At 65.6% G+C, this 22,183-nt stretch carries 29 protein-coding genes; 3 read left to right on the forward strand and 26 right to left on the reverse strand.

The window, feature by feature from the left end:
* Positions 1-46 precede the first annotated feature (46 nt).
* The 3 genes from N5J29_RS05715 (at position 47) to N5J29_RS05725 (ending at position 2,773) form a co-directional block, all read left to right on the forward strand.
* Positions 47-421: a hypothetical protein gene (locus N5J29_RS05715; RefSeq protein WP_279924153.1), complete on the forward strand. Its 375-nt coding sequence runs from the start codon at positions 47-49 to the stop codon at positions 419-421.
* Positions 422-540: 119 nt separating this feature from the next.
* On the forward strand, positions 541-1,581 hold the full coding sequence (locus N5J29_RS05720; RefSeq protein WP_279924155.1) for a nucleoid-associated protein: 1,041 nt from the start codon (positions 541-543) through the stop codon (positions 1,579-1,581).
* Positions 1,562-2,773: a hypothetical protein gene (locus N5J29_RS05725; protein WP_279924157.1), complete on the forward strand. Its 1,212-nt coding sequence runs from the start codon at positions 1,562-1,564 to the stop codon at positions 2,771-2,773. The genes N5J29_RS05720 and N5J29_RS05725 overlap by 20 nt, the downstream gene beginning before the upstream one ends.
* Here N5J29_RS05725 and N5J29_RS05730 read toward each other — a convergent pair.
* From N5J29_RS05730 to N5J29_RS05855, 26 genes are all read right to left on the reverse strand, one after another.
* Positions 2,753-3,766 (reverse strand): phage late control D family protein, encoded by a 1,014-nt coding sequence (locus tag N5J29_RS05730; protein ID WP_279924159.1) that lies wholly within the window; start codon positions 3,764-3,766, stop codon positions 2,753-2,755. The two genes, N5J29_RS05725 and N5J29_RS05730, sit on opposite strands and share 21 nt — an antisense overlap.
* Complete coding sequence (locus tag N5J29_RS05735; RefSeq protein WP_279924161.1) at positions 3,763-4,164, reverse strand: phage tail protein; 402 nt, start codon at positions 4,162-4,164, stop codon at positions 3,763-3,765. Before N5J29_RS05735 ends, N5J29_RS05730 begins: the two co-directional genes overlap by 4 nt.
* Before the next feature lie 6 nt (positions 4,165-4,170).
* The gene (locus N5J29_RS05740; protein ID WP_279924163.1) at positions 4,171-7,032 is read right to left on the reverse strand and encodes a phage tail tape measure protein; all 2,862 of its coding nucleotides are present in this window, start codon (positions 7,030-7,032) and stop codon (positions 4,171-4,173) included.
* Between the two features lie 29 nt (positions 7,033-7,061).
* Positions 7,062-7,178, reverse strand: coding sequence for a GpE family phage tail protein (locus tag N5J29_RS05745; protein WP_046272332.1), 117 nt, complete (start codon positions 7,176-7,178; stop codon positions 7,062-7,064).
* An 8-nt stretch (positions 7,179-7,186) separates the two neighbouring features.
* The gene (locus N5J29_RS05750) at positions 7,187-7,519 is read right to left on the reverse strand and encodes a phage tail assembly protein (protein WP_279924165.1); all 333 of its coding nucleotides are present in this window, start codon (positions 7,517-7,519) and stop codon (positions 7,187-7,189) included.
* 69 nt (positions 7,520-7,588) lie between these two features.
* Positions 7,589-8,098: a phage major tail tube protein gene (locus tag N5J29_RS05755; protein WP_279924167.1), complete on the reverse strand. Its 510-nt coding sequence runs from the start codon at positions 8,096-8,098 to the stop codon at positions 7,589-7,591.
* Positions 8,099-8,158: 60 nt separating this feature from the next.
* Entirely contained in the window at positions 8,159-9,322 is a 1,164-nt protein-coding gene (locus N5J29_RS05760) for a phage tail sheath protein (RefSeq protein ID WP_279924169.1), read from the reverse strand.
* A 13-nt stretch (positions 9,323-9,335) separates the two neighbouring features.
* Positions 9,336-9,689 carry a GPW/gp25 family protein gene (locus N5J29_RS05765; protein WP_279924171.1) on the reverse strand — a complete coding sequence of 118 codons (354 nt, stop codon included), beginning with the start codon at positions 9,687-9,689 and terminating at the stop codon, positions 9,336-9,338.
* Complete coding sequence (locus N5J29_RS05770; RefSeq protein WP_279924173.1) at positions 9,686-10,264, reverse strand: phage baseplate assembly protein V; 579 nt, start codon at positions 10,262-10,264, stop codon at positions 9,686-9,688. Before N5J29_RS05770 ends, N5J29_RS05765 begins: the two co-directional genes overlap by 4 nt.
* 60 nt (positions 10,265-10,324) lie before the next feature.
* Complete coding sequence (locus tag N5J29_RS05775; protein WP_279924175.1) at positions 10,325-10,543, reverse strand: hypothetical protein; 219 nt, start codon at positions 10,541-10,543, stop codon at positions 10,325-10,327.
* A 2-nt stretch (positions 10,544-10,545) separates the two neighbouring features.
* Positions 10,546-12,006 carry a phage tail protein gene (locus N5J29_RS05780; protein ID WP_279924176.1) on the reverse strand — a complete coding sequence of 487 codons (1,461 nt, stop codon included), beginning with the start codon at positions 12,004-12,006 and terminating at the stop codon, positions 10,546-10,548.
* Between the two features lie 9 nt (positions 12,007-12,015).
* Positions 12,016-12,744, reverse strand: a complete 729-nt coding sequence (locus N5J29_RS05785) for a hypothetical protein (RefSeq protein ID WP_279924178.1) — start codon at positions 12,742-12,744, stop codon at positions 12,016-12,018.
* Positions 12,745-12,749: 5 nt separating this feature from the next.
* Positions 12,750-14,270: a hypothetical protein gene (locus N5J29_RS05790; RefSeq protein WP_279924180.1), complete on the reverse strand. Its 1,521-nt coding sequence runs from the start codon at positions 14,268-14,270 to the stop codon at positions 12,750-12,752.
* On the reverse strand, positions 14,248-14,919 hold the full coding sequence (locus N5J29_RS05795; RefSeq protein ID WP_279924182.1) for a phage tail protein I: 672 nt from the start codon (positions 14,917-14,919) through the stop codon (positions 14,248-14,250). The genes N5J29_RS05790 and N5J29_RS05795 overlap by 23 nt, the downstream gene beginning before the upstream one ends.
* Positions 14,912-15,805 carry a baseplate J/gp47 family protein gene (locus tag N5J29_RS05800; protein WP_279924184.1) on the reverse strand — a complete coding sequence of 298 codons (894 nt, stop codon included), beginning with the start codon at positions 15,803-15,805 and terminating at the stop codon, positions 14,912-14,914. The genes N5J29_RS05795 and N5J29_RS05800 overlap by 8 nt, the downstream gene beginning before the upstream one ends.
* A gap of 60 nt (positions 15,806-15,865) precedes the next feature.
* The gene (locus N5J29_RS05805) at positions 15,866-16,318 is read right to left on the reverse strand and encodes a phage virion morphogenesis protein (RefSeq protein ID WP_197622716.1); all 453 of its coding nucleotides are present in this window, start codon (positions 16,316-16,318) and stop codon (positions 15,866-15,868) included.
* A complete protein-coding gene (locus N5J29_RS05810) occupies positions 16,306-16,719 on the reverse strand; it encodes a phage tail protein (RefSeq protein ID WP_279924187.1) in 414 nt (137 codons plus the stop codon). Before N5J29_RS05810 ends, N5J29_RS05805 begins: the two co-directional genes overlap by 13 nt.
* Positions 16,716-17,294, reverse strand: a complete 579-nt coding sequence (locus N5J29_RS05815) for a hypothetical protein (protein WP_279924189.1) — start codon at positions 17,292-17,294, stop codon at positions 16,716-16,718. The genes N5J29_RS05810 and N5J29_RS05815 overlap by 4 nt, the downstream gene beginning before the upstream one ends.
* Positions 17,294-17,932: a glycoside hydrolase family 19 protein gene (locus N5J29_RS05820; RefSeq protein ID WP_279924220.1), complete on the reverse strand. Its 639-nt coding sequence runs from the start codon at positions 17,930-17,932 to the stop codon at positions 17,294-17,296. Before N5J29_RS05820 ends, N5J29_RS05815 begins: the two co-directional genes overlap by 1 nt.
* Positions 17,933-17,961: 29 nt before the next feature.
* A complete protein-coding gene (locus N5J29_RS05825; RefSeq protein WP_164151183.1) occupies positions 17,962-18,240 on the reverse strand; it encodes a phage holin family protein in 279 nt (92 codons plus the stop codon).
* Entirely contained in the window at positions 18,233-18,586 is a 354-nt protein-coding gene (locus N5J29_RS05830) for a putative holin (protein WP_046272347.1), read from the reverse strand. Before N5J29_RS05830 ends, N5J29_RS05825 begins: the two co-directional genes overlap by 8 nt.
* Positions 18,587-18,588: 2 nt before the next feature.
* Complete coding sequence (locus tag N5J29_RS05835; protein WP_046272348.1) at positions 18,589-18,798, reverse strand: tail protein X; 210 nt, start codon at positions 18,796-18,798, stop codon at positions 18,589-18,591.
* Positions 18,798-19,262 (reverse strand): head completion/stabilization protein, encoded by a 465-nt coding sequence (locus tag N5J29_RS05840; RefSeq protein WP_279924193.1) that lies wholly within the window; start codon positions 19,260-19,262, stop codon positions 18,798-18,800. Before N5J29_RS05840 ends, N5J29_RS05835 begins: the two co-directional genes overlap by 1 nt.
* A 100-nt stretch (positions 19,263-19,362) precedes the next feature.
* Entirely contained in the window at positions 19,363-20,187 is an 825-nt protein-coding gene (gene gpM / locus N5J29_RS05845) for a phage terminase small subunit (RefSeq protein WP_279924195.1), read from the reverse strand.
* A gap of 4 nt (positions 20,188-20,191) precedes the next feature.
* Positions 20,192-21,208, reverse strand: coding sequence for a phage major capsid protein, P2 family (locus N5J29_RS05850; RefSeq protein WP_279924197.1), 1,017 nt, complete (start codon positions 21,206-21,208; stop codon positions 20,192-20,194).
* A 54-nt stretch (positions 21,209-21,262) separates the two neighbouring features.
* Positions 21,263-22,144, reverse strand: a complete 882-nt coding sequence (locus N5J29_RS05855) for a GPO family capsid scaffolding protein (RefSeq protein WP_279924199.1) — start codon at positions 22,142-22,144, stop codon at positions 21,263-21,265.
* Between the last annotated feature and the right edge of the window lie 39 nt (positions 22,145-22,183).

The following is a 22,183-nucleotide window of genomic DNA, read 5'->3' on the forward strand; positions in this document are numbered from 1 at the left end:
TACGGATGAAGGAATGCCGGCAGGTTGCCGGTGCGGCAGTACCACGGTGTTCGAGGGTGCAACCATCGGGCAGGTGTTCACGGGGCACGTCGAGATGACGTGCCCCATCGCGGCGGATCGGCAGCAGGCCAAAGACGACGACCGGCGACGCGCAGGCAGTGCGCCGCTGGCGACGGCGCTGCTGACCATCGCCATCTGGCAGGCATGGCTGGCGCTGCCGACAGGAGGGTCTACGCCCAGCACGCACGCGCTGCATGCGCTGCTGTTCCTCGCTGGCGGGACTGCTGCCAAGTATCTGACCCCAGTCGCAGTGCGGGCAGGAATGAGCCTGATCGCGGCAGGCTGCAGAAACGTTGGCGGGTTTAATCAGCAACGCGGTCGGAAGAAGTGTCTGGACATCCGCCACAGGTCACGGCGTTAACTCGACTCACGCAACGGAAGCGTTCGGCGGAATTCTGACGGTCGTAGCTTCCCACACAATCCCTCACATGCGATAAGCTCCGCCTGCCTATAGGCGGGTTAAGGACTACAGGGGGAAGAATGGAAATCAAAGCGGCAGTAATTCATCATCTGAAAAAGCAGCAACACACGTCGGGAGAGGGTAGTGTGTCAGTCCACTGGCGCGAGGGTCTCTTGCCAGCCGACGATACGCTGACAAGCGTCTGCGCCCAAACGTTGCACCTGTTTAGTAGGAAGGGGAACAGCACGGGCACCTTCGGTGAGAATGAAGATCTTCATCGATTCCCGGTGAGAGTGAAGGAACATCGCTCAGGTGAGTTGGATTTCGAAGAATTCTCGAAGAAAGCAGTAACCATCATCATGGGTGAGATGGAGGGAGCGCCACTCTCGACCGGTGGTCATGCTTTCATCGTGAGCTATGAAGTAGGTGGCGAGAAGTTCTTGCTTGTCACCATGCTCAAGCTCAGAGAGGGGGCTGGCATCGACGATGACAACCTTGACCTTACCCCCACCCTGGTCATCGATACCGACAAGCTTCACGAAGCGGCCAAGGTGAATCTCAGCCGGTGGGACGCAGGGACGGTACCGTATCTAACGTTCATTAAAGGTCGCGGCGCCGATGAAGTGACTGCGTACTTCCGCAAGGCTCTAGCGTGCGACGACTACACAAGTGGCCGCCATCACACAAAGCAAGTCATTGAAGCGGCGCAGACTTATGTCCTCCAGATCGAGGGCTTGTCTGACGAAGATCGGCAGGAGCGCTGGAAGGAAGTCAGAGGCAAGTTGCACGAATGCTTTGCCAAAAGTAAGGAAGAGGTGGTTCTTGCCGCAATCGCAGTTGCTGTAGATGACATTGAGCCTGAGAAGTTCGTCGACTTTGTAACAACTGGAAAGGAAGCGCACAAGTTCCAATTCAGCCATGGTTTCAAGCCGGACCAATCGGTGTACAAGTCATTGAAACGGGTTCAGGGGAAGATGGGCACTATCTCGGTATCATTCGATATTGAGGACGTTGCTGAGAAGCGCGTCACCTTCGATGAAAATCAGAATGCACTGCTAATTCACAATCCTAGCGACTCGCTCAAGGCAGAAGTAAAGGCAAATGCAACCCCGGGAGCTTGAAAATTCGCATGACGCAGTGCTCTGGCTCCGTAAGGAGCTGGAGGATGTGCGGCAGCACCCGCTAGACAAGTTGGTCTCTTTCGGTCGGCTTCCCGCCCGGTACGATTTTGCTGAGGCTCTGCGCTGCCTGAATGCTGTTGATGGCAACTTTCTCTTGGAGTCAGATGAGTCCTCAAGGCGAATTGACTTCGTCTCGGAACGAGGTGCTGTCTACAGCGGCCTCGATCGAATGCTGGTTTCGCAGAAGGCCAATTTAACCGGCGTTCCACCCCACTTCACCTTGGACGATATTGAGTACACATATCACGGGTTAAGGGAAGAGGCACCTGAATCGGTAGTCGCGTACTTTCACGTAGTCAAACTCTGCAACATGCTTGAAGGTTTGGCGGACTACCCAACTCACGGTGGGCTCTGCCTTCATTTCATCGTTCGGCCCGACGCTCGCTTTAAAGTAACGCTCGATTACGGTATCGACGATCTTCGCGCTCTTCCAGAGTTGGATGCATTTACGGCTGAGTACATCGATAGTGATTTTCATCGTGCTGAGAAGTACGCCATAGCCAGAGACGCGCTTGCTGATCTGGCAGCCGGCTCGGGTGAGCTGACAATCAAGCAGCTTGTTCTTGGGTTCTCAAACTATGCGCGGAATGTTCGCGCATCGTACTCACTGTTGTTGTCTAAGTTTACGGCTGCCAGCGTCGCCAAAGAGATCTCAAAGCAAAATTTGGATGACTCCTTGAGATTGAATAAGTCGTTCTCAGATATCCAGAATCAGCTATTGGCTCTGCCGGCGGCGCTTCTGGTTGCGGGGGCGTCTATCAGTTACGACGCTCCCTTTAAGAGTATTTCTGTGCTGATAGGAATTTCCATATTTGTCGCACTAATGTGGATGTTGATAGCGAATCAGAAGAATTCCGTGAAAGCCATCGGGCGTGAGATAGCTCTGCGGGAGGCCGACCTCGCTTCTCAGCCAGAGACGGTCTCCGCACCGCACCGTCAGGCATTTCGCGAGCTGCATGTTCGCGTCGAACACCAGCTTGATGTTCTGATCTTCGTTCGCGTTGCCGTTATAACGGTCTTCCTAAGCGTGGCGTACATGGCCGTTGACGGCCTAACGTCTGGCGCAGTTTCCGCAGCAGTTCGTGCCTTTAGCAGAGAAACTCAAGCCCTCCTATTCCCTGGTGGTCTGTGACGATGTTTCCAGCACTAGCGTGGTGGTGAAGCCGCTGCTGCCGGTGATGCTGTGGGTCGTCTCGGCGATCAACCAGGTGCGCCCGTCGATCTCGGTCTTGAACCCGGACACGTCGATCCGCTGCTCCGGGTACAGATCCGCTCGCCCCAGGGCGAGCGAGTAATCCATCTTGGCCGCGCCGCGCTGCACGCGCTTCCATTCGGCGTCGGCATGCTCCCGCGCGGTCTTCTCGCTGTCGTAGGTCTCGCGCAGGTTCTTGGCGTTGGTCGACGTGCCCACCAGCACTGCCTTGCGGCGGGCGCCCTTCTTGTCGTTCCAGTACGCGCGCACACCGCTGTAGGTGTCGCGCTCGGCCTCGCTGAAACGGTGGCTGTCGCCATCGGCGCGGGTGATCGAGGCACGGGGCAACTCGATGCCGTCGGGCGTGGTGCCGCTGTCGATGGGGGAAAACACCAGGTTGCCGGCCTTGATCGTGGCCACCGCGTCGAAGCGCTTGCCCAGCCGCGTCAGCAGCGCCACGTCGCTCTCGTTGGATTGGTCCAGGTGGTCCAGTGCCAGGCCGGCCAGATCGGGCGCCACGCGCGCGCGCAGGCTGTGCTCGCCGGCAATGGCACCGATCACCGCACCGACCGTGGTGTCGTGCCAGCTGCGATCCCGCCGCGTGCGCATCGTCTTGGTCAGCTCGGCGCTGCGGGCGCGGATCGTGATGACGTCGGGCGGGCCGCTGTGCTCGACCTCATCGACCACGAAGGATCCTTTGTCGATCAGGCCGGCATCGCGCCAGCCCAGCGCCACGGTTAGCGTGACGCCCTTGCGAGGCAGCGCCATGCGGCCGTCATGGTCGTGGATCCGCAGATCCAGCTGGTCCGCCTCGCCGCTGCGGCATTCCTTGAGGGTCAGCTCGATCAGGCGGGGGGCAATGCGGTCGGTCAGATCCTTGCCGTCGAGGGTGACGCGCCAGGCGGGAACCGGGTAGCCGGTGCGGCTGCTCATGCTTGATCCTCGGCCATGGCCTCATCGGGCACCCGCTCCAAGTTGAGCTGGAACTCGACCTTGCGCGGTGTGCCATCTGGGAAGAAGACGCTGTGCGTCTGCTTGAGGATGGCGATGGTGTATGCCCCCAGCACAGTGCCGTCGCCCCCCACCAGCGCCCAAGGCTGGCCCGTGTCGGCCATCTCCTGCAGGGTGACCAGCGAGGAAAACTCGCCGGTCAGCGGCGGTGCGATCAGGCCGCTCAGTTCGACGGTGTCCTCACCCACGCCTACGAACTGCGACGCCGCCCGAGCGCCCACGCGCTCGGTGCGGGCGTGACGCCAGGACAGGTTGCGTACCAGCTGCTCGTAGGCGCCGTCACGCAGGGAGAAAACGAAGGTTCCAAGGCACATCATCATCGGCGGTTACTCCCTATCGCCCAGCGCAGAGCGCGCGCGGGCCTGTTGCTGTCGCTGCAGGGCTTCAAACTCGGCGCGGACGGCCCGGGCTATGTCCGCTGCGTCCTGGCCGGTCTGCGTATGGACGTGGATCTCGATCTTTCCGATGGGGGCCGCAGACGCGCCCTGGCTGGCCGACACGGGCGGGCGGCTGTCCACCGCCCCCACCGGCCCGGCAAGCGCCGCCAGCGCCGCGCCAGCGCCCACCTGTTGGATGCGGCGAGTGATGCCCTGCAGGGCAGCGAGCGGGCCGTTCTGGCCGGCCTGCAGGCCGTTGGCCAAGCCCTGCATGGTGAAGCCGCCCAGCTCGGCGAACACGCGGGAGGGGCTGTGGATCCCGAGCATGCCCTTGAACTGATCGATCACCCCCCGGCCCACCCCGGACACGGCCGAGGTCGCGGCGGAGATCTTCGACCGGATGCCGTTGACCAGGCCCATCACCATGTCCATGCCGGCCTGCATCATCTTCGACGGCCAGCTGGCCAGCAGGGTGTTGATGCCGGTCCACATGCTCTGCAGGCCTTGGGTGATGCGCTGACCGTTGCCGGTGAACAGACCCACGATTATCGACCAGGCGCCACCCAGGTACTGGCCCAGCCCACCGACCACGCGCATGACGACCTCCTGCATGGTGGTGGAAGCGGTGACCAGCCAGCCGATGGCCTTGACGGCCATGCGCAGCTGCACGGTGAGGGCCACGCCCAGGAACTGGCCGAACGTGCGACCGGCGCTGGTGGCCCCCTCCAGCTGCTCGGTGGTGGCCTCAAACGGGGCGAACAGCTGTTTGACCCAATCCCACACCTTGCCGATGGCCGAGGAAAGCTGATCCCACAGCGGTGCCAGCGGAGCCAGCGCGGTGCGTAGCTCGGCCAGCACAGGCGCGAAGGCGTCCTGCAGGCCCTGCCAGACGCCGATCATGAAGGCCTTGATCGGCCCCCAGTACTTCCACACCACCGCAGCCACCACCGCAACAGCCGCGGCGATGGCCAGCACCGGCAAGCTGATACCACCCAGCACCACCATCAGGGCGCGTCCGACGTTGAGCAGGGTGGGCAGCACCTGGGTGGCCAGCGTGCCGAAGCGTGCGATCAGGGCACCGACACCGCCGCCACCGGACAGCAGGGCCACCGCGCCGCTGATCTGGCCCAGCGCCATCGATGCCAGACCGCCCACGGTCAGCAGCGCGCCCAGCGCCGTAACCAGCGCAGCACCTGCCACCGCGCTCACGGTGAGCGCGCGCGCCAGCTGCGGGTTCTCGCGCGTCCAGGCGATGAAGCCGCCCACCACGCGGCCCACCGCCTCGGAGGCGGCCTTGATGTCGGGCAGCAGGGTACGGCCGAGCGTGCCGGCCATCACCAGCATGGTGTTCTTCGCCAGCTGCATGGCGTTCTCGGAGGTGGCCACGCGCGCGGCGTATTCCTTCTCCATGGATCCGGCGTACTGCTGGGTGTCGGTGACCTTGTCGAAGTTGGTCTTGAGCAGGTCCAGGTTGGTCAGCAGCGGCGCGATCGCGCCGATGGACTCGCGCCCGAACAGCGTGGTCATGGTGGCCGCCTGCGACGTCGCCGGCAGCTTCTTCAACCGCTCCAGCACATCGAGGATCGCGCCGCCGGCATCCTTCTGCATGGCTTGGGCCATCTTGGTGGAGCTGAGGCCCAGCTTGTCGAACGCGGCGAGCTGGCGCTTGGTGGCCGCCTCGCCCGAGGAGAGGGTGAGCAGCATGTTCTTGATGCCGGTGGCCGACACTTCGGACTCGATGCCCATGCCCGCCACCGTCGCGCCCAGGGCGGCCAGCGGGCCGCTCTGCAGGCCAGCCACTTCTCCCAGCGCGCCAATGCGGTTCACCACGTCGCTGATCTTCTGGACGCTGGCCGGGCCGGTGTTGCCCAGGTAGTTGATCTTGTCGGCCAGGGTGACCACCTCGGCCTGGCCCATGCGGAAGGCGGTGCGCCAGGTTGCCATGGTCTGGCCAGCATCCTCGGCGGTGGTGTCGAAGGCGACACCCAGCTTGGTGGCGTCTTCTGCGAACTGCAGCAGCTCCTTGCGCGGGATCGAGGCCTGACCGGCAGCGGCGACGATCTTGGCGATCTCGTTGGGCACCATCGGCAGGCGGCGGGACAGATCCTCGATGTCCAGACCCATCTGAGCGAACTGGCGCGGGGCGTCGAAGTCGACCACCTTGCGCACGTCGGCCATGGCCGATTCAAACCCGACTGCCTCACCCACAGGCAGGATGGCCGCGTCCAGCGCCTTGCGGCCACCGATGGTCATGCCCGCGCCCAGCGCCGTGGCCTTCAGGCCACCGCTCTGCAGCGCCTGTGACCGCTTCTGTTGCGCATTGAGCGCCGTAAGCCGTCTCTGCTGCTGCTCGATGGCTTCGTTGGCCCGGACGATGTCGGTGCGCAGGCGACGCTCATGGTTGCCCAGCTCGCTGGTGCTGATGCCGACAGCAGCAAGCCGGGTGCGCAGCGCCTGCAGCCGCTCGGCGTTGCGGCTGACCTCGTATTTCATCCGCCCGGCGGCGCGCGTGGCGGCGGCGAACTTCTGCGCCAACTCTTCGCTGGGCTGCTCTGCGCCGCGCATTTCCGCCGCCAGCTGCCGGACCTTGGCGCGCTGGTCCTTCAACGCCGCCGCCGATGCCTTGGACTTCTCCGCCAGCTCACGGAAGGCGGACACGTCGCGCTGCTGCGCATTGAGGCCGCGCAGTGCCTCGCGCTGCGAGCGCAGCGATTCGGTAAGGGTCCGGCTGCCGCCCAGGACGCGACGCATCGGCCCGGTGGCCCTGTCAATCGCGTCCAGCAGGACGCGCAGCCGCATGTTCTCGCTCATCTAGGACTCCGTATGTGAGAACGGCGCCCTCAATCGGGGGCGCCGCTGCGTTTCCGGGCGCGTTCGCGCCACTCCATCAGTTCCTCCACCGACCAGCGGTCCATTTCCGTTGGTGGCCAGTGGAAGATGGTGGCCACGTCGGCCATGGCGTCTTCTACGCGGTCGGGTAGCCCTGGGCAGTCGCCTGTTCCCGCGTCATGAAAAAAGCGGCCGTCTCCATGCCGAACTGCAGCAGATCGGCCGCATCCAGCGCGGCGACGTCGCCGCTGGTCAACGTCGGGTTGGTGATGCGCGGCAGCAGAGTGGCCAGCGCGGTGACATCCATGTTCAGCACCTCCACCAGCTTAAGGCCGCGCAGCTCACCGGCACCGGGGCGGCGGACCTCCACGGAGGTGATCTGCGAGTCGCCGCGCTGCAGCGGCTCTTCCAGGGTGATGGTGGCCTTACGCGCGGCCTTCTGGACGTTGGGGATGGTGGTGCCGGTCATGGATCTCTCCTTCGGGGATGCAGGGAAAAGCGAGCGGGCGCGTGGCGCCCGTCGCGGGGTGGGATTGGGTTACGCGCCGATGGCGTTGCGCAGTGCCAGCAGGCGATCGATGCCGCCGATGTTCTCGACCATGTTCACCAGGTCAATCTCGATCAGCACCTCGCCGTTCCAGGTCAGCTTGTAGTAGCTGCAGGCCGTGGTGACGGTGAACTCGGTGTCCGAGCCGGCCTCGGAATCGCCGAACTCGATGCCTTCGTGGCGGCCGCGGATGACCACCTCGACTGCGTCGACCTGGCCGTTGTCGTCGCGCTGGTAGCCGCCGGCAAAGCGGATCTGCACGCCGTCGTGGCTGGTCTCGGCGTACTGGCGCAGGATCGGGCGCATCAGGCCGCCGTAGACCACCTTGATCTGGATCTCATCCTGGCCGAGGTCGATCTTCACCGGGCCGCTCATGCCGCCGCCACGGTAGGCCTCCATGATGCGTTTCAGCTCGGGCAGCGTGATGGTCTTGGCTTCGCCGAGGAAGCTTTCGCCGGCGGTGAACGTGTTGAAGCCTTTCAGTTTGCGGGGCAGGCCCATGGGGTTTTCTCCGATGCGGAGCCAAGGCGGCCAGGAACTGACCGCCGCAGGCAGGGGGGATCAGTTGGCGATGGCCGAGGCGAAGCTGGCCAGGTACTTGTCAGTGATGCGCTGGCGCAGCATCAGGTTTTCCAGCGGCGGGACCGGGGTGAAGTCGTAGTCGATGGTGAGCGCGCCGGAATTCAGCGTGGTCTGCGTGTTGGCGTCCGGGTCGTACCAGGCCTTGGCATCGATGATGTAGCCGCTGCCTTTCAGCTCCCGGAACTTGGCATTGATGCTCTCGATGATGTCCTTGATCAGCGAGGCGTGCATCGGCTTGTCGACATAGATCGCCATCGCATCGGCGATGGTGTCCTTGAGGATCTGCGCGGTGCGCGTGGCGGTCTCGAAAGCGAACAGCACATCGTCGCTGCAGGTACGCGATCCCCAGAAGCGGTAGCCGTTCATCTGGATCAGGGTGGTGACGTCGCCGGCATTGAGAACGCCGGCATCGCTGGCCGGATCCTGCAGATCGAAGAAGACGTCGCGCGAGATGCCGGTGACGCCGTTGACCGCGACATTGGAAATGTTCTTGTGCCAGCCCTGTTCCTTGTCGATCAGGGCACGCAGGCCCAGGGCGCGGGCGACGGCGTAGGCCATGCCGATCTGGCCGGTGGTGCTGTCCAGGGCGGTGAAATCCGGCCAGATGATCATCAGCTCGCGCGCACCGAATTCCTCGCGGTAGGCAGTGGCCTCGGTGACGGTCTTGGCGGTACCGGCGCTGATGTAGGCCATCGCGCGCAGGCGCTGGGCGACGACCGCCAGCGCTGCGGCAACCACCTGTGTATCCAGGCCCGGTGCGCCGATGATGCGTGGCTTCACGCCCACCTGCGCCTCGGCGGCCAGCAGCGCCTGCAGGCCAGAGTACTCGCCGTTGGTCTTGGCGCCGATGGCGGCGATGGACTGCTCGCCGTCGTTGTCTTCTTCCTTGACGCGCACGACCACCAGCACCGGCTTGGTCTGATCGGCGATGGCCTCCAGCGAGGCCTTGAGCGTGCCAGTGGCGCCGGCCTTGGTGATGGCGCCATCGATATCGGTGATCAGCACCGGCTTGTTCAGAGGGAACAGCGCCACGTCGGCGGCATCGCCCGTGGCCACCAGGCCGATCACGGCGGTGGCCACGGTGCGGATGGCGCGGACGCCGGTATTCACTTCGACGACGCGGACGCCGTGATGGTAGTCCATGGGATATCTCCAGTTAGCGGAAGCGGAGGGGGATGGTCAGGCGGGTGTAGCCACTGCCCTGGGTGACGTCGGTCCGGGTGCCCTCCACGTCCAGGACAAACGCGCCGGGGGCATTCCCCTGCGAGATCGAGAGCTTGCTGATGCGGATCCGCGGCTCCCAGCGCATCAGCGCCGTGGCCACCGCACCAAAAAGCAGGGTCCGGGTCTGGCCGGTAAACGGCTGGTCGACCAGCTCGGGCATCAGCGAGCCATAGTCGCGGCGCATCACGCGGGTGTTGAGCGGTGTGGTCAGCACGTCGTTGATGGACTGCGCCAGGTGCTCGGCACCTTCGATGGCACGGCCGGTGGTGGCGGACATGCCCCTCACTGCGGCGGATCCGTCAGGCCGTTGCCACGCTGTACGCCGAGGTGCACGTGTCCCTTGAGGCTGATGCCGGCGCCGACCACGTCGACGTCAGCGGTGGCGGTCCCGCTTACAGAGGCATTGCCCACCACGGCCGTGTTGCCGTTGAGGGTGGTCTCGCCGTTTACGGTCAGGGGGCCGTTGATGGTGCTGCCGCCGTCGGCGGTGACAGTGAAGGTGCCGCCAGACGGCAGCAGGGCTTCCAGTGCGTGCGTGTCTGCGTCGTAGCGCAGCTGCGCGCCATCGGCAAAGCGCAGCAGGCTGACGGCACCGCTGGCGGCAGGGGCAGGCACCTGCTCCGAGTACAGGCCGCACAGCGCGATGGCATTGGCCGTGTCGCCTTCAGGCGAGAGCAGGATCACCTGCTCGCCCGGCGTGGGTGCCGACCAGGTGACCGTGGTGCCTGCGCGCAGGGTCAGCCACTGGATCCAGTTGGTTGTCAGATCGCCGGATGCGACGCGGCACAGCCCAGCGTCGATGTCGACCGACACGACGGTGCCGGTGCGAATGAGGTTGGAGATCAGGCGGGCAAGGTCCATATGCCCATGCTGCTCGTGCGCGCGGGAGGCCGCACTGCGTGCGGGGTGTAGCGGTCGTCGCTACAGCCCCTTGATGCGCGAGGGTGGTGCGGTGGCCAGCACCCAACCGCTGCCGATCCAGCGAGGCCAGCGGCCTGCGGGGAACTCTGCCGGCGGCGGGGTCTCCACTGCGCCGGCCGGCAGCAGCCAGGTGCCTGGTTGCAGGGGCGACTCATCGGCCTGGGCGGTGCCGGCCAGCAGGCCGGCCGTATCGACAAGGTAGACCGTCTTGGTGGCCATGGTCAGTACTTGATGCAGGCCAGCAGGGCGACGTTCTTCGGGCGGGTTTCATTGCCGCCGGAAACGCCCGTGGTGAAGTCGTGCGCGTGCCTGCCATCGGTGGAGGTTTGCCAGGCGTAGTTGTCGTAGTCGATGCCGCCGCTGGAACCAGCGTTGCGGCCGCCTGGGCGGTGTTCGCTCATGCCGTAGGGTGCAGCTGCGATGTGCTTGTTGCCCTCACCGAACGCCGAGTCGTGTGCGTGGTCGCCGGCATCTGCAGTGCGGCCGCTGTGGGCGTGCGCAGCCAGCTGGTCGCCCTGGTTGCTGCCGAGCGAGCGTCCTGCGTCGTTACCCCGGCCGTCATCCCAGAAGCGGGGGAACAGGCCGCGAAGATCGGGCAGGAAGAAGCTGCCGGCGGACGGTGACTGGCCGGGGGGCGTGTAGAGGTCGCCCACCGCCGCGTAGAGGGCAGGGTAGGCATCCTTGGCCACCTGGGCACCGTTGGCCTTGAGCCAGCCCGTGGGCGCGTGGCTGCCGGCGAACGTTCCGATCATGCCGGCAGGCGCCATCTGCCGGGTTTCCTCGGCGCTGACGACGCCGAGGTTCTTTCGACCTTGGGCCTTGTCGGCCACGTCGGCCAGATTCTCCCCCCGCTGCAGCGGGGCACCGGCGTTGCCTGCCGGCTCGTTCTGAGCCGCGATCACACGGGTCCCCGCCGCATAGGCTTGGCCCAGCGTCAGCTGGGTTCCGTCATCGGGGTCGGGCAGCCATTCATCAGCCGCGCCACCACGCGAGATGCGCTGGCCATTGATGTAGATCGCCAACCCCAGCGTGGTAGTGATGGCCAGCACGATGCGTGTCTGGCCTGCGGCGAGCGTCTGGCGCTCTTCGATGGTGTTGACCAGAACGTTCACTTCGCCCGCGTCGCCCCATTCGATGTCGCCATCGGCATTACTTCGCTTACGTGCGATCTGGCCAGTCGTGCCGCCCGGCAGCACCGTTGCCGAGTTCACCGAGCTGATGACCCACTGCCGCGAGGCCATCACGGTGTTGGGGTCCAGCTTGATCTGCACGTTGCCGGCATTGCCCACCGCAAATGCCATGCGGTACAGGCCGTCGCCGATGGCCCCGTCGCTGGCCAGTGGCTGGTAGACGTCGGGCATGTTGGCCATGGCCACCATGCCGCCGTCAGCGTCGAACACGGCCATCTCACGCAGCACGAAGCCACCAGCGGTCGGCGGAACGATGCCCTCGGCGTAGTACACCAGGGGATTCTCGGGATCCTGGTAGATCCGGTTGATGCTGGTCCGGTAGCGCTCACGGACCAGGCCGATGGCCGACCCGTCGAAGGCGTCCGGATCGATGGGATTGCCGTTGCCGTCACCGAAGGCGATCTCGGCCAAGCGCATTTCTGCACCGCCAAGCCGCGCAGCATTGAGCCGGCGCAGGCCGTAGTCGGTGTGGCGGGTGCTGTACTGAGCCATGGTCTGTCCTCAGATCTCGACGCCGCCGACGGCCAGGGACGCCTGGAGGCTGGCGTACAGGTCATCCATCTCCGCCGTGGTCAGCAGGCGGTTGTAGCAGCAGTTCCAAACCTGCTGTGTGTGGCCGGCGTAGCTGCTCGACGCAGGCCCGGACAGGCGGACGGTGCCGCCGCTGGGCAGTTCGGCGGTCACGGTACTGGCAGCGCTGGTCTTGGTGCGCGGTCGGTAGATGGACGTTGCGCCGGTCGCGCGATTGTAGGTGCCGAGGAACAGCTCGAAGCGGTCACCGCCATCGGCCGGGATACCGACGTTCACCCCGCCGCAGGTGAACGCCAGGGTGCCGCCGGATCCACGGATGAGGCCAATCGTCTGTGCGGCTGCGCCAGTGCGGCCGATGAAGAACTGCGTGCCCGTGGTGGGCGAGCCATCCGGGTACGCCTGGCGAACCACCGCAGCGAAGGTGAGGTTGCCCGTGTTGGGCAAGCCCTGCCCGGTGACGGCCAGGATCTGACCCGTGCAGACCACTGAGGCGGCATCCCACTTGGGTTCATCACCAGCGCCAGACACATCGAAGGCACCCCAGCTGCCAGCCTTCGGTGCGGCGCTGGCCTTGGCGCTCCGCTTGAAGCGATAAGCGCCCAGCAGGTTGCCTGCCGGATAGGCCACCTGCGGCTCGATGTCCAGGATCAGGGTGTCGGGGAAAGCGGCCGGTGCGGCGAATCGTTTGATGATGGTCATAGCGGTCAGATGCCCTTGATGTGGTGCTTGTTGGCCAGGGCCAGCGGCGGATTGGCGCTCTCATGGAACGCGCCGTCGTTGACGTTGGTGAAGATGCCGGTGGCGGTGTCGTAGTGGCCGCCCTCGATTGCTTGAGAGCCGGGGAGCGTGATGGCGTGCTTGCGCGTCATGGCCTGGTCGTAGATCACCAGCTGGCCATCGGCACCATTGCTGCCGCGTGTGATCCAGACTTCGCCGCGCGAGGGCACCAGGTGCACGTGGTCAGCATCGGTCGCCACGCCGTCCAGGGTGCGCACGACCTGACCGGTGGCGCAGGACAGGATGTAGAGAGTGGTGGTGCCTTCGTCGGGCGACCACAGCGCATCGGTTGCCGCGTCATAGGCCAGTCCGTTGGCCGTGTGGCTGACCACGATCTCATCGGCCAGCTTGGCCCCTGCGGTGTCGATGTGGCGGAGCGTCTTGTTGGTCTTGTCGACAAACCAGATCGTGTCGTCCGTGGGATCCCACGCGACACCTTGGATGGACTTGATCCCAGGAAACGTCGGCGTGTTGCACATGAACTCGCGCACCACCCGCCGCATGTCGGGACTCAGAATCAGCACCGAACAGTAGAAGTCGTTGGACCCCTCGCGCTGCCTACCGTCGTTGCCGACAACCCAGCAGCCGCGGAACTTGCCCGTAGTGATCAAATCCAGACCGGTGCAGGTGAAGCCGCCGTTGCGGTTGGGGTAGGTGGCATCAGGCAGCGAGATTGCCTCCTGCAGAGATGCACTGCCCACGCTGGGCGATGGGTCGACCGTACCCACGCGCCACTCGGTTCCATCGCTGAATCGCACGTACCCCACGTGGAACTGCGCATCGATGTGCACTTCCAGTGCGTCGGCGAAGCGACCGGCAAGCGGCTGTGACCATTCCTCGTACACCCCGTGCCAGCGGGCATGGCCATCCACAAGAGCCATACCGTTGGCGTCCCGCCCCATGGTCAGCGTACCCACCTTGGTGCGCAGGTACTCGTAGGTGCCATCGGCGTGGACGGCGCGGGCGACGTTGCCCATCGCGTCCAGATCCACCTCCAAATAGTTGCCCGCCGCAGGAGCTGCCGATTTGACGCCGGCAACCGCTGCGACAGCTTCCTTGTCCGCCTTCGCCGCCAAGCCGTCAGCACGCGCCCACTGCCAGCCGCCGGCGTGCTCGGTGTACTCACCGGCGTTGGGTACCTGGGCGCCGGAGACGGGATCGACGTGGGTGCCGCTGTCAGCCAGAACGCTTGCACCGCGTCCGCCGCCATCGGTGGTGGGCACGGCAGCCAGTTCGGACCAGGTGGCTTTTACGATCCGCCCGGCAGACTGGCCATCTTCAAGGGCGACCAAGCGCTCACCGAGGTTGGACACCGAGCCGATGGCGTTGGCGAGCGTGGGAACCGGGCCGCCCTCAGTGTCCACCACGGCGCTGCGCTTGCCGTGGATGATTTCGTGGGCGATGTCGCTGTCGTTGATGAATCGGTCAACCTTGTTCTGCAGGCTCATTGGCGGTCCGTTGCTGCTGGGGAAGAGTGGTGTGGAGGTGCAGATTCAGCCGATCTGCGGCGAGCTCTACTTCGGCTTCGCCTTCGTCCAAGGCGACCAGCAGGAGCGAGATGTCTTGATACTTCGGTGCAATCTCGCGCTCGATGCCCTGCATTGAAACGGCGGCGCTGTGGGCCAGGCTGTAGCTACTGCCGCCCGGCACCAGTTCAGTCATGTGCGAGCGCAGGTTCTTGTTGGCGTCGATGGCGACCAGCAGTCGCGCCATGTCGGTCTGCGTGAAAGGCGTCGCCACCGAATCGACCAACACCCGGAAGGTGTACGGAGTGCCTTGCGGTACCCGTTGGTGCCATTCCTCAATCTGCACGGGCACACCGATGGCATCGATCGCATCGAGCAACGCGCCTACGGTGCCCTTGCGGCGATGGATCTTGATGGCCTGCTGCACAGTGCGGCGACGCACGTAGACCGGCCAGTCCGGCCCCCAGGTGTCCACGCTGAACGACCAAGCGAGCCAGGGCAGCATTGCCTCGGGCGCGCGCATGGGATCGAGCGCGCTATCGAAGGGTGCCGGAACGTCCGACACACGGGCCATGGTCTTGGCGACCGCCACCTCCTGCGGGGCGGCGTTCGGCGGCAGCAGGCTAGACATTGCCCACCGTTCGGTGGGTGATGCGGATGCCGGTGCAGCGGCTGGCCTCGCCTACGCCGACCGCGATGTTCTGGGCGGGGCTGATCAGGGTGACGTCGACCACACCCTCCTGATGCAGCGCACGGTCCAGTGCCGAGCGGCTGACCATGGATGCCATGCGCGAGTTCTTCTCGGCGTAGGCGGCCGCTTCGTCCTGAGCGGCTTTCAGCACCACGGCCGGATCCGGGCCGGGGGAGATGTCGAGCACTGCCTCGATCTCGTATTCGATGATTGCCGCGCTCATCACGGACACAAAGTCAGTGAGCGGGCGCACGTCGACGTGGTTGACTGCCGTGGCCACCTTGGCCAGCAGATCATCGGGCGCGGTGCCATCGCCCTCGCGTGATAGCACGTAGACAGAAACGTGGCCGGGCTGGGGGCTGTCGGCCGAGGCGTCCAGCACGCGAGGGTCAGCGGCAAGGGCGTGGAAGATGTAGGCGCCAGCGGGGCCAGCGACAGAGAAGCCCTCGGGCGCCATCTGGATCCGGCGGCGGAATTCGCCATCCAGCTCCATCACTGCCGGCGTGCCCAGGGCGGGGTTGGCCTCAGTAACCACGCGGCGCTCGACGCCGTAGTAGGCACCGAGGTGGTCGAGCATGGAATCCTCTGCATAGGCCAGCAGGACGGATTTGATGCCTTCGTTCACGCGCTGACGCAGCAGCATCTCGCGGTAGGCACCGACCTGGGCGAGCTTGTAGACCGGGTCGGACTCCACCACCGCGCTGTAGCTGGGATCCTGTGCGCGATACATGTCCAACCACTGCCCGAGCAGAACCTCGTAGTCGATGACTTCGACCGCGCTCGGTGCGGGCAGGCGGGACAGGTCGACGGCGGAGAAAGTTGTCATGCCGTCATGGTCGCCAGCCCCACGCGCGCGCGACAGAAGCTGGCGCTGTACCGGTGTGCGCTACAACCCGGCCAGGTGATTGAGCAGGGTGTCGACCACCCGCTGCTTGTCGCCATCGGCGAAGCCCAGCAGCTCGCGACGCTCGTAGCGCACGCGCGGCCCGCCGCGTCGCACCTGGTCGACCAGACCTTCCTGATGCACGCGGGCAATGGCGGCGGCGCGGCGGATGAAGAACACCGAGGCTTCGCTGGCGTTTCCGCGTGCCTTGAGGTGCTTGGACTGTCGGAGCCGGGCAAACATCTTGCGCCGGCGGATCCGCCCGCCCTTCTGCCGCTTCTGGTTCTTGCGGCGGGCGTACTGGCTGCCGTCCGGAGCGCGCTGCTGCCCGATGCGCTCGCTTTGGGCGCGCTGCAGATCCTGCGCGATGCGGCGGGCGAGTCGGGCGCGGCCTGCCGGTTCAAGTCGCTGCAGCAGCGGCCCTATCCAGCTTTCCAGCGAGGTCAGGTCATCCACGACGGCAGCGGCTCATCGACGGCGGCAGGGGCGTCGGTGCCCTGGTCATCCGGGGCGACGACCACGTTTTCGGTGAGCGGCAACTTGATGTCCAGGTCCACCTTGTCGTCAGCCAGCATGTCCACCTCGAAGCGGATCTGCTCCTGCAGGCTGGGGCCGGCCATCAGCGGGGACTGGTTCACCCTTACCCAATCCAGCAGGGCCAGCCACAGCCGGTTCGGGTCGCCGGCATAGTCGGTGATGATCAGGTTCATCGTGTAGCGCCACTCAAACGAGCGCGATTCCACGGACGTGCAGACGATGCTGCCGTTGTCGATGAAGGCGAGCAGACGATCCTTGTCGGTGGCCAGCTCGGGGACGGCGGCCTCAATCGCAGCGCGCAGGGAGGCCGGCTTCTTCATGGCTCGGGCTCCACCGCGCAGCCGGCGGCCACGGCCTGCCGGCGGGTGCTGGTCAGTTCGTCCTGGAGCCAGCTGATCCAGGCGTCGGCGTGGTCGGCGTCCTCAACAGTCGCTGCCGTGTCCGCTGCCCGAAGGTCGGCGGCTGCATCTTCGCCTTCGGCAAGGGCTGCAGCCGCACCGGGGTCGGATCCGGTCGCAGCACCACACTGCCACCACGGCTGCAGCTGCACGTCGCCACGACGCAGAGCAGCAGCAAGGTCATCACGGGCATGTTTCGCATCGTCCACCTTCTTGTCGTATCGGTCATCGTTGTCGGTACGGTCGTGAGCCAGCGCCAGCGCCGCAGCGCGGGCCTTGGCGGCCGTTTCGGCCGTGGCCTTGGCCAACCCAGCCAGCACGGCGGCGTGGGCTTTCAGCGCGGCCTGGTGGGCCGCCTGCTCGGTGTTGTACTTGCCTTCCCACTTGGCAGCGCCCTGGCCGTGCCAGAACCATGCCCAGGCGATCACCAGGATGATCACCGCAGCCCAGCGGGCGGTGGTCAGGTAGGGGCGGATCGGATCGATGCTCAGGCCCATCACGCGGCCCCCAGCAGCGCGACGGCGCGGTTGGTGCGGGCGATGCGGTCTTCCAGACCTTCCGGCTTGGCCTTGGAGCGCGGGTTGCCCAGGTTGATGGCGCGGCTCAGGGCCAGCACGTCGCCGGCATCGGCCCAGCGGTTGAGGCCGTTGTCTTTCCAGTAGGCCGCAGCTGCGCGCGCACCGTTGACCGGATCCAGCAGCAGGTCGGGGCTCTGCACCAGCGGCAGGCCCAGCAGCACACCCATGCGGGCGTAGCCGTCCTTGAGGGTGTTCTGGATCGGACCGCGACCCCGGTAGCGCCAGCCGTCGCCGCTGGCTTCGTTGCCGTTGCCGCCGCGCCCGGCGTACACGAAGTTGGCCAGCTTCTGCGGGTTGTTCAGGAAGCCCTTGGCGAAGGCCAGCTCCTCCGGCTCGATCTTGCGGTTGCCGTTGAGGTCGAAGCGCCGAAACACCGCCACCACGCGCTCGGCCGTGCTGTAGCTGAGGCCTTCTTCCACGCGGGTGAGGCTGACGCTTTCATGGCCGAGCTGGGCGAGGAAGTAGGCGATCTGGCGGCGGGTGGTGATGCCGAATTCGGCCATGGCCGCGTTGAGCGGCTGGGTCCAGCGCTGCACGCGCGCCGGCGGCATCTGCATGGCGCGGGCAAGGAGGTCGTCGGTCAGGGTCACGGGTCGGTCCTCAGAATGCGGGCGACGTTGCCCTTGGACTGGAAGGTCAGCAGCAGCACCACCAGCAGCAGGCCCAGCTGCCAGGGGCTGACGTGTGCGCGGGGGCCGTACAGCAGGATCTGCAGCGCCTGGCCACCGGTGGAGGCGATCAGCACCCACGCCACCACTGAGACGCCTGGTCGGTGCGTAGCGCCTGCGTGAGCGCGGTAGGTGATCAGGCGACCGCAGATGGCCAGGCTGGCCAGCAGGGCGAGGAAGGTGGTGATCTCAGCCATTTCGGTCTCCGCGGCGGAAGGACTTGAAGTCGATGCTCCCGCTGCCCTCGATCAGCCGCAGGGTGATCGTCACCACGCAGGCCGCCAGCAGGAAGGCCGCCAGCCCGGCCGACTCCAGGCCGAAGCGGCGCATGACGTCGGTGGCGCCCATGTAGCCGGGCACGACGCTCACAGCGAGGTAGAACAGCCGCTTCCAGAGCAGCAGATCCTTGGCCGACACCACGAACAGGGTGGCACCGGCGAAGGCGCCGATCAGGGCGTCGGGATTGACGCCCGGCAGCAGCGAAGCCAGCCCGACGCTGGTGGCCAGCGCGAAGAGGGTGCCGGTGGAGGTTGGTTCGGTCATCGTCAGTCCCAGAGCTGGACCAGCGGGCGCGTGGCGGCGGCTGGGGTGGTGGTATCGGGCAGCACTACGGAGGTGCCTTGGGGCAGGATCGGGCCGAGAGCGGCTAGACCGGGATTGAGTGCCAGCGCTTGTTCCACGCACGCGGCAGTGGTGCCCAGGTAGCGGTAGCAGATGGCGTCCAGGGTGTCGCCTTGGGCTGCGATGACCAGCATCAGATGAGGTCCACCGTGGTGCGCGGCAGGCCCTGCAGATCGCGCATGGCCCAGCGGTGATCGCGGCGGATCTCGCCGATGGAAGGGGTCAGGTCGTCAGCGCGTTGGTTGGCGCTGTCGGTGGCGTCATAGGAACGGTAGCGCTCGGTCAGCTCGGCGGCGGCATAGGTGGCCACCGCGCGGCGGTACAGCAGCACCAGGCGTGAGACGCCGGAGATGACATCGGCAGGCACGTCGGCCAGCGATTCGTGGCCATCGGCGATATGGCGCTGCGCCCAGGACGCGAGCGCCGTGTTCACCGTGGTCACAGCGTTGATCAGGCTGTTGCGCAGGCGCGGCTCGGTGACTGCGCCAGCAATCCTCATGTCCTCTCGCACCTGCGACGGCGAGATGGACGGCCACCAGCTGCCCGACGTGATGTCGTCGCTGGGGGCGTTCTTGCCGGGGGCGATGAATGCAGACATAAGGCCTCGGAATAGTCGCCGGTGGTCGGGGCGTCACCACAACGGGAGAGAGGTCGTTGTGGATCGGCCCCGAGCCGGCGGGGGTTGCGGGGACGCTCGGTTAGCTCTGCCCGGTGGCACCGTCAGCCGCCGGCGTGTCGCCAGCGTTGCCGGTTCCGGCGTCCGGCGTGGGGCCGGTGCCGGTGTCGCCGTTGCCATCCGCTGCGTTCTGCTGCGGGGCGTCGGCCGTGGGCGGAGCGTGTTTCTTCAGGAGGCGAGTTGCGCGCTCCAGGTCTTTCTTCCCACCGCACGCCGTATCCAGCTCCAGGGCGCGGTTGAGGTTGGCCACGCACTTGACCAGCTGGCCGAAGGGCGGCGGGTTGTCTTCGACGTCGTCGGCGCGAATCACACTGCGGCCGGCGGCCAGGTAGAGCTTCGCGCGGACCTGGTCAGGCATATCCTGCTCGGCGGTCAGCGCGGTGGTGGTATCCAGCACCACCACATCGAAGTCAGCACCAGCCACCTGGGCGCGCAGGGCAGCATCGGCCACTTCCTCGGCGATCAGGCAGCCGGTGGTGCGGGCGAAGCGGTCGGGCATGGCCAGGTTGTGGCGCAGGGCGTAGTCGGCCAGCGGCAGCGCCCCGGCGAAGTCACCGGCATCAATGTGCCAGAGCATCAGGGTGGCAACCACCTCATCGTCGCCGCCGGCATCGGCCTGCAGCACGCCCTGCAGGTAGGGCGCGTAGTCGTCCAGGATCTCGGCCTTGAACTTGCCCTTGGCCTCGCCCGACTGGATCTGCTTGAGGCGCAGGCGATGGTCCTGCAGCTTCATCATGTGCAGCTCGTACTCGGACGCGTTGTCCACCGGCGCAGAACCCTGGCGCCGGGCCGATTCCTCAGCCGCGCGAACGCGGCTGAGGTGCTTCTTGGCGGGACTGGCGGCCATCGGATCAGGCTTCCTTGATCTCGATGTTCTCGACGACACAGCCGAAGCCGTAGTCCTCGACCACGTAGGCGTCGTTGGACGACTCGTAGTTCTCGATCCGGTTCTTCTTCGGGTTCTCCACGACGTGGCGGCGGCGGCCACCTTCCTGCCAGTAGATCGACAGGTTGGACAGCGAGGTGATCAGCAGGGTGCCGTCCGGGATGTACGGAACCTCTGCCACCTGCAGGCCGCCCAGACGGCGCTGGGACAGGATGACGTCGGTGGCCAACTTCTCGGTGGCCGGCTGGTCGGCGTTGACCAGCGGGAAGTACTTGTCGTGCAGCAGGCCACGGCCAACCACCGCGACCAGGCCCGGATCCTTGCGGTGCCACGGGTCGATCAGGTTGCTCACCGCGTCGTAGACCAGGGCGTCCAGGTTCTTGTAGTCACCATCGACGCCCACCACCACCTTGCCCGAGCCAGCTTCCACTTCACGCATGACGCGCGCCGGGGCGTTGTTGCGGTACTGCTGCAGCCAGCCGATGTTGACGTCTTCCAGATTCGGATGGGCGGTACGGTCGGTGGTTGCCGCCGCGCTGGTGCCATGGAAGCCGATCATCAGGCGGTCCAGTGCCTGGCGCTTGACGATGGCATCGCGCAGTCGGGCCTGGAAGTCGGGGAACTTCGCCCAAGCGTCCAGCAGCGCGTAGCGGATCGCGGTGTCGAAGTCGGTCTGCTTGCACTCGTAGGTCTGGCTGTCCAGGCCGGAGACGTCGCGCGGGGAGCGCTCGCCGTTGCCGGTGGTGTCAGTGCGGCCGGCGATGGTGCTGGAAACACCGATGCCAACCTTCTGACCCTTGAGTTCGTTGACGCCGATGATGTTGATCCGGCCGAGGAATTCGCTGGACTCCTGCATCCGGGTTTCCAGCTTCTGCTGGATGGTGGGATCGACGTTGAACACCTGGCCGGCGTCGGCGACGCCATTGAGGGAAGCGATCTGGCTCAGGAACGCCGTGTACAGCAGGCGAGTTTCATTACGCATGGGTGGTCTCCGAAAGGCGGGGATGTGGTCGGTGTGCGGTGGCGCGGCGACGGGTCAGCAGTCAGTGACCACAGACTTGTCGGACGGGCCGTTGACGACGGGGCGGAAGGCCTGCGTGGTCGAAGCGGTGCTCGACAGCTTCTTTTCCAGCGCGCTGAACTCGGCGCGGCTTTCGTCCAGGTCCTTGCGCAGCGCGGCGAACTGCTCACCGTTGGCCTTGATGCCATCGTGGATACCGGTCAGCACCTCGGCCAGGCCAGCGAACGCCTGCGCATCAGCTGCGCCCTCCGGGGCCGGCGGCGTCACCGGTACCGGCGGCGGCGTGGTCTTGCCGGTGAAGCGATCAATGAGGCCAGCGAGTCCCGAGAGCAGCTTGCCGGTAGCGTCGCCGCCGTCAGCGCTGACTTCTTCCAGCTCGATGCTGGATTCGCACGACGCGGTGAACACGTTCTCCGCATTGAGCTTGCGATCATCGAACAGCTTGGCCTCGGGGTGCTTGGCCGCGAAGGACAGCTTTTCGGTGCCCAGGCTGGCCGGGCTGTCGGTGACGGCCAGGCCGACCAAGTAGGCACCGCCGGTCTTGGCGAAGTTGGGCGACACTTCGATGCTGGTGTAGATCTTCTGCTTGTCGTTGTTGACCATGCTCACCAGGGCATCGGTCGGTTCCAGCTGGGCGAACAGCGCGAGCTTCTTCTTGCCGTCGATTTCGACCTCTTCGGCCTTCACCGCCACCACATCGCCGTAGGCCTTGAACGGGCTATCCGGCAGGATGCCGCGAATGTGCTCCAGGTTGATGCGGGCACCATACAGCGACGGGTTGTAGCTGCCGGCCATCTGCTGGATCCAGCCACGCTCGATCACACGGCCATCGGTGGTGTCGCCTTCCACGGCGACGCGGAAGAACTTGCTGCGGTACTTCTTCTTGGGATCCGACATGGTGTCCTCTGCTGATTTTGGCCGTGTGCGCGGATCGCG

The organism is Stenotrophomonas sp. GD03680 (assembly GCF_029844625.1).
GTDB lineage: Bacteria > Pseudomonadota > Gammaproteobacteria > Xanthomonadales > Xanthomonadaceae > Stenotrophomonas > Stenotrophomonas maltophilia_P.

What these genes read in the sequence shown, in the direction of transcription:
- gpM (WP_279924195.1), bottom strand. Translation starts at nt 20,187, where the DNA reads ATGGCCGCCAGTCCCGCCAAGAAGCACCTCAGCCGCGTTCGCGCGGCT.
- N5J29_RS05745 (WP_046272332.1), bottom strand. Translation starts at nt 7,178, where the DNA reads ATGGCCGACGTGGCCACCATCTTCCACTGGCCACCAACGGAAATGGAC.
- N5J29_RS05785 (WP_279924178.1), bottom strand. Translation starts at nt 12,744, where the DNA reads ATGACCATCATCAAACGATTCGCCGCACCGGCCGCTTTCCCCGACACC.
- N5J29_RS05735 (WP_279924161.1), bottom strand. Translation starts at nt 4,164, where the DNA reads ATGATGATGTGCCTTGGAACCTTCGTTTTCTCCCTGCGTGACGGCGCC.
- N5J29_RS05750 (WP_279924165.1), bottom strand. Translation starts at nt 7,519, where the DNA reads ATGACCGGCACCACCATCCCCAACGTCCAGAAGGCCGCGCGTAAGGCC.
- N5J29_RS05795 (WP_279924182.1), bottom strand. Translation starts at nt 14,919, where the DNA reads ATGTCTAGCCTGCTGCCGCCGAACGCCGCCCCGCAGGAGGTGGCGGTC.
- N5J29_RS05725 (WP_279924157.1), top strand. Translation starts at nt 1,562, where the DNA reads ATGCAACCCCGGGAGCTTGAAAATTCGCATGACGCAGTGCTCTGGCTC.
- N5J29_RS05850 (WP_279924197.1), bottom strand. Translation starts at nt 21,208, where the DNA reads ATGCGTAATGAAACTCGCCTGCTGTACACGGCGTTCCTGAGCCAGATC.
- N5J29_RS05815 (WP_279924189.1), bottom strand. Translation starts at nt 17,294, where the DNA reads ATGGGCCTGAGCATCGATCCGATCCGCCCCTACCTGACCACCGCCCGC.
- N5J29_RS05775 (WP_279924175.1), bottom strand. Translation starts at nt 10,543, where the DNA reads ATGGCCACCAAGACGGTCTACCTTGTCGATACGGCCGGCCTGCTGGCC.
- N5J29_RS05820 (WP_279924220.1), bottom strand. Translation starts at nt 17,932, where the DNA reads ATGCAGATGCCGCCGGCGCGCGTGCAGCGCTGGACCCAGCCGCTCAAC.
- N5J29_RS05780 (WP_279924176.1), bottom strand. Translation starts at nt 12,006, where the DNA reads ATGGCTCAGTACAGCACCCGCCACACCGACTACGGCCTGCGCCGGCTC.
- N5J29_RS05730 (WP_279924159.1), bottom strand. Translation starts at nt 3,766, where the DNA reads ATGAGCAGCCGCACCGGCTACCCGGTTCCCGCCTGGCGCGTCACCCTC.
- N5J29_RS05835 (WP_046272348.1), bottom strand. Translation starts at nt 18,798, where the DNA reads ATGCTGGTCATCGCAGCCCAAGGCGACACCCTGGACGCCATCTGCTAC.
- N5J29_RS05800 (WP_279924184.1), bottom strand. Translation starts at nt 15,805, where the DNA reads ATGACAACTTTCTCCGCCGTCGACCTGTCCCGCCTGCCCGCACCGAGC.
- N5J29_RS05830 (WP_046272347.1), bottom strand. Translation starts at nt 18,586, where the DNA reads ATGACCGAACCAACCTCCACCGGCACCCTCTTCGCGCTGGCCACCAGC.
- N5J29_RS05755 (WP_279924167.1), bottom strand. Translation starts at nt 8,098, where the DNA reads ATGGGCCTGCCCCGCAAACTGAAAGGCTTCAACACGTTCACCGCCGGC.
- N5J29_RS05760 (WP_279924169.1), bottom strand. Translation starts at nt 9,322, where the DNA reads ATGGACTACCATCACGGCGTCCGCGTCGTCGAAGTGAATACCGGCGTC.
- N5J29_RS05740 (WP_279924163.1), bottom strand. Translation starts at nt 7,032, where the DNA reads ATGAGCGAGAACATGCGGCTGCGCGTCCTGCTGGACGCGATTGACAGG.
- N5J29_RS05855 (WP_279924199.1), bottom strand. Translation starts at nt 22,144, where the DNA reads ATGTCGGATCCCAAGAAGAAGTACCGCAGCAAGTTCTTCCGCGTCGCC.
- N5J29_RS05720 (WP_279924155.1), top strand. Translation starts at nt 541, where the DNA reads ATGGAAATCAAAGCGGCAGTAATTCATCATCTGAAAAAGCAGCAACAC.
- N5J29_RS05770 (WP_279924173.1), bottom strand. Translation starts at nt 10,264, where the DNA reads ATGGACCTTGCCCGCCTGATCTCCAACCTCATTCGCACCGGCACCGTC.
- N5J29_RS05825 (WP_164151183.1), bottom strand. Translation starts at nt 18,240, where the DNA reads ATGGCTGAGATCACCACCTTCCTCGCCCTGCTGGCCAGCCTGGCCATC.
- N5J29_RS05810 (WP_279924187.1), bottom strand. Translation starts at nt 16,719, where the DNA reads ATGAAGAAGCCGGCCTCCCTGCGCGCTGCGATTGAGGCCGCCGTCCCC.
- N5J29_RS05840 (WP_279924193.1), bottom strand. Translation starts at nt 19,262, where the DNA reads ATGTCTGCATTCATCGCCCCCGGCAAGAACGCCCCCAGCGACGACATC.
- N5J29_RS05790 (WP_279924180.1), bottom strand. Translation starts at nt 14,270, where the DNA reads ATGAGCCTGCAGAACAAGGTTGACCGATTCATCAACGACAGCGACATC.